Source organism: Kitasatospora sp. NPDC029367, assembly GCF_055569135.1.
In genome coordinates this window covers 1-7,397 of record NZ_JBVHYH010000098.1, presented here as the reverse complement: position 1 = coordinate 7,397, position 7,397 = coordinate 1, and the positions used below count along the sequence as shown (strand labels likewise).

Below are 7,397 nucleotides of genomic sequence, written 5' to 3'. Positions count from 1 at the left end.
CCCCGTTTTTTTTCTTGTGGTTGCCCCGCTTTTGGGTGCTGGTGGTGCTTCTTTTTTGTGCGTGGACGACGAAAGAGGCTCCCGCCCCCGGCCTCCTGGATGTCAGGAGGCCGGGGGCGGGCCCTTCGTCCGCCCGATCGCCCGGCGCGTGGTCAGTCCTCGGCGGAGAAGACAAAGTCCCGCGCGTTCGCCTGCACGGCGTCGACCAGGGACGCCTGGTGGAGCGAGTTCTCGGTCCAGTCCCGCGGACGCTCGCCCCGCAGTACCGCCTGGGCGAAGGCCCGGACGATGTTGGCGAACTGGTCGTCCGGGGGCAGCGCGATCTGCTCCAGGTGGTCCTGCCGCTCGATGCTGACCACGGGCTGGTGCGTCGCCGGAGGTGTGAACACGCGGTTCAGCCAGAGCCGCCCGAGGCTGCCCCGGAACTCGTAGCTGTTGGTGTAGGAGTGCTCCATGCCGAAGACCAGCTGTGCGGTGACGCCCTGGTCGGTGGTCAGCAGGGCGTTTCCCCCGACGACCACGTCCCGGGACCGCTCGCGGCGGAACACCGCGCCCGCGACGTCCAGCCCCGGGCCGAGGAACAGCCCGGCCGCGCGGATCGGGTAGACGCCGATGTCCAGCAGCGCCCCGCCGCCCACCGCCGCCTGGTAGCGGATGTCGCCCTGCGGCTTGGGCGGGATCGTGAAGCTCGCGGAGAACGACCGGACCTCCCCGATGACGCCGTCGGCCAGCAGGTCGGCGACCCGCCGGTGCTGGTGGTGGTGGAGGAACATGAAGTTCTCCATCAGCAGCAGGCCCTGCTCGTCGGCGATCCGGAAGAGCCGCTCGGCCTGCTTCCGGTCGGTGGTGAGCGGCTTCTCCGCGAGCACGTGCTTGCCGGCCCGCAGTGCCTTCTCGATCCAGTCGGCGTGCAGGACGGCCGGCAGCGGGATGTACACCGCGTCGATGTCGTCGCGCTCCAGCAGAATGTCGTAGCCCTCGACCGGGGTGCCCCCGAAGCGGTCGGTGAACTGCCGGGCCTTCTTCTCCTGCCGGCTGGCGATGGCCGTGACCGTGATGAGGGGTTCGGCCGTCAGGGCCGGCAGCGTGCGCCGCCAGGCGATGTCGGCGCACCCGATCACTCCGACTCGGACCGGTCTGCTATTCCCCTCATGCACCACAGGAACTCCTTGAACGAGGTTTCGGTCGGGGGACGGCCGCTGGGGCCTGGTTGCGGGGGCACCTCAGCGAACGGGTGCGGCGGTGGACGCCAGGGCCTGCTCGTAGGTCGGCAGCAGCCCCAGGGCGACGGCCTCGGCGAGGGTCGGTGCCGCCGCGTCCTTGTCGGACATGATCGGCGGGCCGTCCAGCTCCCGCTCCCAGGGGATGCCCAGGGCCGGATCGAACGCCTGGATGTCGAGCATGGTGCCCGGTACGTACTCGGCGCCGCAGAGATAGTTCATGCAGGTGTCGTCGGTGAGGGCGAGGAAGGCGTGCCCGATGCCGTCCGAGAGGTAGACGCCGATTCCGGAGTCGGCCTCCTGGAGCGTCATGTCGAACGTCCCGAAGGTGGGGGAGCCGACCCGCAGATCGACGGCCACGTCGAGCGCGGCCCCACGGACACAGGTGACCAGCTTGGTCTGGCCGGGCGGAATGGTGGTTCCGTGGATTCCGCGGACCGTGTTCTTCCGCGATACCGAGTAGTTCACCTGGCGGATCTCGAAATGGTGGCCCGTCTGTTCGAGCAGTTCGGTGACCCGCCACGCCTCGTAGAACTTCCCCCGGCGGTCCGGCACGTGTTTCGTGCCGATCCGGTACGCGCCGGGAATCGACATCTCGGTGATTTCCAAACTGTCCACAACGGCCTCCTCCGGCTGGACGGATGGGCCCGCCACGGGCTGGCGGGGTCAGGCGGTGCGCGCCTGCGCCACCCGGTCACGACGGGCACGGATGACGCTGAGGTTGTCGAGCCTGTCGTGCAGGATGTACTCGTGCGTCTCCTGGAGGAATCGGCACGGCTCCAGCCCCAGCTCCGCGCGGATCTGGCTCCGGGCGGCCTGGTACACCTCCAGGGCGTCGGCCCGCCGGCCGGACAGGCTGAGCGCCTCCATGAGGAAGGCGTGGAACTTCTCCCGCAGCGGGTACTCCGAGATCAGCGAGTAGAGGATGCGCACGGCCTCGCTGGTCTCGTTCGCCGCGAGCAGCGAGCGGGCCAGCATCTCGAGGCACTCGACCCGCAGCTCCTCCGCCCAGTTGGCGAACTCCCGGATGATCGGGCCCTCGTAGGACGTCGCCTGGACCGGCTCGCGCCACAGTCGGAGCGCCTCGGTGAGGGTCTGGGCGGCCGCGGTGTAGCGGTGCATGCCCATCTGCATCCGGCCCTTCTCCGACAGGGCCAGGAAGAGTTCCAGGTCGAGTTCGTCGTGCCCCAGGTTCAGGACGTAGCCGGGGGTGCGCGTGGTGATGACCCCGTCGTTCCGCGAGAACTGGTTGAGGATCTTGCGCAGCTGTGACACGTACACATGAATCGACGCCCGGGCCCGGACGGGAGGGGTCTCACCCCACAGCTCCCTGGTCAGCTGGTCCAGCGAGAGAATCTGGCCGTTGCGGATCAGGAGCGTCCGCAGGAGCATCTCCATCTTGTGGGTGCCGACCGGCGGAGAATCATTGCCGGCGGCAATGCGCACAGGGCCAAGAATTTCGTATCTCAAGATCAGGCCTCCCCCGTAGCTCCTGACTGAAATGGTGTCGGTGATCGAAAGAGAAATATGCGAGAGCGGCTTTTCACGGATAATCGCCGCCGGTATCGTCGTCTCTCGCCACGGATCTCGGTCGAATGTGCTAAGTGAACTCTAGCAAGGTCGACCGGCGACGGCATACAGACTTCCTCGAGTGATCTAGATCACATCGACCAGGCGAATGGCCCAAGCTGGGGTTTTATCGGAATTTTAGAGGTGGAATCGAAATTCGGTCGTGTGGATCGCATCCATTCCGGACAAGGGTGGTTGACTTTGGCGGCCACCTATGCTGATCCCCCCTCCGGAGGGTTTCTAGGGCTTTCGGGGAAGGGTTTGTGAAGAGTGGTGCCGGGGGGTTTGGACCGGGCCCACAGGTCGTCGCGGAGGCGAAGAACGGCCGGTCAACGCGGTGTGGGCGAGCGGAGGCGCTGCGTGACCGTGAGCCGTGGATGGGCGGAGACGCCCCCGGCCCGGCGGCTGTCGTTACCTTCGGCCGCACCGGCCACAGTGATCCCGCTCCCGCATTCATCCCCCCGCGACCGGGCGACCGGTTCTTTTTATCCGGATAGGCCGGAGGCGGTGTTGACAGGCGGCGGATAATCCACCGCGCGCCCCCCGAGCCCCCTGTCGGACCCTGTTTGTCGCCCGTTTCGGCGCCGCGTTGACGGATATCCTCCGGGCGCTCCCGAGGGGCCGCCCGGGGGCCGCCCGGGGGTCGTGCGGCGGCGTTCGGACTCCGGCGGTGCGGCGAGGGCACCGGCTCGCCGCCCGTTCGGCGTCAACCCCCCGGCGTGGGCGCCAGGATGGCGTGGATGACCCGGTCCAGGGTGCGGTCGAAGGCCTGGTCCGGGTCGGCCGGCGGGCCCGGGGTGGCGAAGGCCTGGGCGAGGTTGGGGTAGGCGCCGCTCATCGCCGCCTGGGTGAGGTAACCGACCATCTCCGCCTGCCACTTGGCGCCCGCGGCCGCCGTCTGCTCGTACTGGGCGAACTGGCAGATGAAGCCGTTGAACAGTGCCATCGCCTCCATCCGCGCCCCGCCGGGCAGGCCGGTGGGGGCGGTGACGGCGAGGAAGTGGTCGGTGTAGCGCAGGGCGTTGGGGCCGATGCCCGGGCGGGCGATGACCAGGGCGGGCAGCCAGGGGTGGCGGCGGAAGAGGGCGAGCTGCTCGTGGGCGAGGCTCGCCAGGTCGGCCCGGACGTCGCCGCTCGGTGCGGGTGGCAGCCGGTACTCGGCGGTGGCCGCGTCGAGCATCAGGTCGAGCAGGTGCTCCTTCTTCGGCACGTAGTTGTAGAGCGACATGGTGCCCGCGCCGAGTGCGGCCGCGACCCGGCGCATCGAGACGGCCTCCAGGCCCTCGGTGTCGGCGATCGCGATGGCGGCCGCCGCGATGGAGTCGCGGCTGTGGGCCGGCCGCGGGCCGCGGCCGGTGCGCTCGGGGCGCAGCCAGATCAGTTCGGGGGCCTCGGGGGGCGTGGGCCGCTGGGGCGGCGGGGGCTGTTCGGGCTGATCGGGACTGCTGGGGGAGTTGCTGGACGGCACTGGAAGATCACCTCGCTCCCCCATCTTAGATACGTACGGCGTACGTAGTAGCATGGCGCCAAGCTTCTACGTACGCTGTACCTAGAGAAGGGCGGAGCCATGTCCGACACCTCCCGACCCGCCATCGAGATGGCGGGCGTGCGGAAACGCTTCGGAGCCACCGAGGCCCTGCGCGGCCTCGACCTGACCGTCCCGGCCGGCACCGTCTGCGGCCTGCTCGGCCCCAACGGCGCCGGGAAGACCACCGCCGTGCGCGTTCTCGCCACCCTGGTCGCCCCCGACGGCGGCACCGTCCGGGTCGCCGGGCACGACGCCGTCCGCGAGGCCGAGGAGGTCCGGCGGGCGATCGGCCTGGCCGGCCAGCACGCGGCGCTGGACGAGGGCATCACCGGCCGGGACAACCTCCACCTGTTCGGCCGGCTGCACCGGCTCGGAGCCCGCCGGGCCCGGGCCCGCGCCGACGAACTGCTCACCCGCTTCGGGCTCGCCGAGGCCGGCGACCGGCTGGTGCGCACCTACTCCGGCGGCATGCGCCGGCGCCTCGACCTGATCGCCAGCCTGGTCACCAGCCCGCCGGTGCTCTTCCTGGACGAGCCCACCACCGGGCTCGACCCGCGCAGCCGCCAGGGGATCTGGGAGACCGTCAAGGAGCTGGCCGACGGCGGCACCACCGTGCTGCTCACCACCCAGTACCTGGAGGAGGCCGACCGGCTCGCCGACGACATCGTGGTGGTCGACCACGGCGCCGCGATCGCCACCGGCCCGCCGGAGCGGCTCAAGGCGGCGATCGGCAGCCAGGTCTCCGTCACCCTGGCCACGGTGGAGCAGCTCGCCGCCACCGCCGTGGTGCTGTCCGCGCTGTCGGGCAACGACGCCCAGGTGGACGTCGCCGAGCGGACGGTCACGGTGCTGGCCGCGCCCGGGGAGTCCGTCCTGCTGCCCTCGCTGGTACGGGAGTTGGACGGCGCCGGGGTCGTCGCCGAGGACGTCGCGGTCCGGGCGCCCTCGCTCGACGACGTGTTCCTCGCCCTCACCGGGACGTCCCGGGAGAACGCCGAGCTGGGGAGGGCCGCCTGATGGCCACCGCCGTCCGCACCGCCGTCCCGGCCGCCGCACGCCCCTCGGCCGGCGCCCGGCTGCTCTCCGACACCTGGACGTCGATGCTCCGCGTCCTGCTCAACTACCGCCACTCGCCCGGCCTGTTGGCCGCCTCGCTGGGCGTTCCGGTGATCATGGTGGTGGTCTTCGGGTACGTCTTCGGCAGCGCCATGCAGGTGCCCGGCGGCGGGGACTACCGGGAGTTCCTGATGCCCGGGCTGTTCGCCATGGTCGCCACCAACGGCATCATGCCCACCATGGTCGGCGCCGCCCGGGACGTCGGGCGCGGGGTCACCGACCGGCTGCGCTCGATGCCCGTCTCCCGCGCCGGACTGCTGCTCGGGCAGAACCTCGCCGACCTGCTGGTCAGCGTCGTCGTCCTGGCCCTGCTGGCCCTGGTCGGGCTGGCCGCCGGCTGGCGCGCCCGGCACGGCGCCGCCGACGCCCTGGAGGGGTTCGCGCTGCTGCTGCTCTTCCGCTTCGTGATGACCTGGGTCGGCACCCTGCTCGGCCTGGCCGTCGGCAAGGAGGAGGCCGCCGCTCAACTCTCCGTCGTCGTCTTCCCGTTGGCGATGGTCACCAACGCCTACGTGCCCACCGGCGGGATGCCCGGCTGGCTGCGGGTGATCGCCGACTGGAACCCGATCAGCTCCGTGGTGGAGGCGAGCCGGGAACTCTTCGGCAACCCGGCGGCGCCCGGCTCCGCCTGGCCGATGCAGCATGCCCTCCTCGCCACGCTGCTGTGGAGCGCCGCCCTGCTGGCGCTCTGCGGGCCGCTGGCCGTACGGAAGTTCGCCACCCACGGGCGATGACCCGCCGGGCCACCGTACTGTGCTGGACGCCGTCATGTGCTGGTCAGCGTAATGTGCTGGACACCGCGGCCGGTGTGGCTTTAGGTGGGGCGCCATGGAGTACACCCACCTCGGCCGCACCGGCCTGACCGTCTCCCGCCTCTGCCTCGGAACCATGAACTTCGGCCCCCACACCGAGGAGGCCGAGGCCCACCGCCTCATGGACACCGCCCACGAACGCGGCATCAACTTCTTCGACACCGCCAACTCCTACGGCCGCGACAGCGAGGGCAACCTCCAGGGCCGCACCGAGGAGATCATCGGCCGCTGGTTCGCCCAGGGCGGCGGCCGCCGCGAGCGCACCGTCCTGGCCACCAAGGCCTACGCGAACACGAGCGACTGGCCCAACGACGGCAAGCTCTCCGCGCTCGCCATCCGCAAGGCCGTCGAGGCCAGCCTGCGCCGGCTGCAGACCGACCACATCGACCTCTACCAGATGCACCACATCGACCGGGCCACGCCCTGGGAGGAGATCTGGCAGGCGATGGAGGTCCTGGTCGCCCAGGGCAAGATCATCTACGTCGGCTCCAGCAACTTCGCCGGCTGGCACCTCGCCCAGGCCCAGGAGGCCGCCCGCTCCCGGCACTTCCTCGGCCTGGTCAGCGAGCAGTCCCTCTACAACCTCCTCGACCGGGCGGTCGAACTGGAGGTCATCCCCGCCGTCCAGCACTACGGCCTCGGGCTGATCCCGTGGTCCCCGCTGCGCAGCGGGCTGCTCGGCGGCGTCCTGCGCAAGGAGCGCGAGGGCACCCGCGGCCGCAGCGCCATGGGCTACGCCAGTAGGCTCCTGGACGAGTATCGCGAACAGCTCCAGGCCTACGAGGACTTCGCCGACGAACTCGGCACCGACCCGGCCGACCTCGCGCTCGCCTGGCTGCTCTCCCGCCCCGCCGTCACCGCCCCCATCATCGGCCCCCGCACCCCGGCCCACCTCGACGCCGCCCTCCGGGCGCTCGACCTGGACCTCGACCAGAAGACCCTGGACCGCCTCGACGAACTCTTCCCCGGCCACAAGCCGGCCCCCGAGGACTACGCCTGGTAGGCCCACGGGCTGGGGGTAGGCCCACGGACCGTGGGTAGGCCCACGGACCGCCCGGCCCCGGGGGTCTGGGCGGGGGGGGGGAGGGGGGGGGGGGGAGGGGAGGGGGGGGGGGGGGGAGGGGGGGGGGGGGCAGGGGGGGGGGGGGGGGA

7 protein-coding genes are annotated in these 7,397 nt (G+C 71.0%); 3 read left to right on the top strand and 4 right to left on the bottom strand.

Annotated elements, in window-relative coordinates; translation table 11 throughout:
• Positions 1-152: 152 nt before the first annotated feature.
• The 4 genes from ACZ4W5_RS34495 to ACZ4W5_RS34480 all read right to left on the bottom strand — a co-directional run bounded on the left by ACZ4W5_RS34495 (position 153) and on the right by ACZ4W5_RS34480 (position 4,257).
• Positions 153-1,121, bottom strand: a complete 969-nt coding sequence (locus tag ACZ4W5_RS34495) for a Gfo/Idh/MocA family protein (RefSeq protein ID WP_360245878.1) — start codon at positions 1,119-1,121, stop codon at positions 153-155.
• Positions 1,122-1,223: 102 nt separating this feature from the next.
• Positions 1,224-1,829, bottom strand: coding sequence for a dTDP-4-dehydrorhamnose 3,5-epimerase family protein (locus tag ACZ4W5_RS34490; protein WP_360245926.1), 606 nt, complete (start codon positions 1,827-1,829; stop codon positions 1,224-1,226).
• Between the two features lie 57 nt (positions 1,830-1,886).
• Positions 1,887-2,612 carry an AfsR/SARP family transcriptional regulator gene (locus ACZ4W5_RS34485; RefSeq protein WP_465659017.1) on the bottom strand — a complete coding sequence of 242 codons (726 nt, stop codon included), beginning with the start codon at positions 2,610-2,612 and terminating at the stop codon, positions 1,887-1,889.
• 883 nt (positions 2,613-3,495) lie between these two features.
• The gene (locus tag ACZ4W5_RS34480; RefSeq protein WP_465659015.1) at positions 3,496-4,257 is read right to left on the bottom strand and encodes a TetR/AcrR family transcriptional regulator; all 762 of its coding nucleotides are present in this window, start codon (positions 4,255-4,257) and stop codon (positions 3,496-3,498) included.
• A gap of 99 nt (positions 4,258-4,356) precedes the next feature.
• Here ACZ4W5_RS34480 and ACZ4W5_RS34475 point away from each other — a divergent pair, with 99 nt between their 5' ends.
• The 3 genes from ACZ4W5_RS34475 to ACZ4W5_RS34465 all read left to right on the top strand — a co-directional run bounded on the left by ACZ4W5_RS34475 (position 4,357) and on the right by ACZ4W5_RS34465 (position 7,248).
• Positions 4,357-5,334 (top strand): ATP-binding cassette domain-containing protein, encoded by a 978-nt coding sequence (locus tag ACZ4W5_RS34475; protein WP_465659014.1) that lies wholly within the window; start codon positions 4,357-4,359, stop codon positions 5,332-5,334.
• Positions 5,334-6,167 (top strand): ABC transporter permease, encoded by an 834-nt coding sequence (locus ACZ4W5_RS34470; RefSeq protein WP_465659012.1) that lies wholly within the window; start codon positions 5,334-5,336, stop codon positions 6,165-6,167. Before ACZ4W5_RS34475 ends, ACZ4W5_RS34470 begins: the two co-directional genes overlap by 1 nt.
• 94 nt (positions 6,168-6,261) lie before the next feature.
• Positions 6,262-7,248, top strand: a complete 987-nt coding sequence (locus tag ACZ4W5_RS34465) for an aldo/keto reductase (RefSeq protein ID WP_465659010.1) — start codon at positions 6,262-6,264, stop codon at positions 7,246-7,248.
• The last annotated feature ends 149 nt before the right edge of the window (positions 7,249-7,397 follow it).

What these genes read in the sequence shown, in the direction of transcription:
- ACZ4W5_RS34485 (WP_465659017.1), bottom strand. Translation starts at nt 2,612, where the DNA reads ATGCTCCTGCGGACGCTCCTGATCCGCAACGGCCAGATTCTCTCGCTG.
- ACZ4W5_RS34475 (WP_465659014.1), top strand. Translation starts at nt 4,357, where the DNA reads ATGTCCGACACCTCCCGACCCGCCATCGAGATGGCGGGCGTGCGGAAA.
- ACZ4W5_RS34470 (WP_465659012.1), top strand. Translation starts at nt 5,334, where the DNA reads ATGGCCACCGCCGTCCGCACCGCCGTCCCGGCCGCCGCACGCCCCTCG.
- ACZ4W5_RS34465 (WP_465659010.1), top strand. Translation starts at nt 6,262, where the DNA reads ATGGAGTACACCCACCTCGGCCGCACCGGCCTGACCGTCTCCCGCCTC.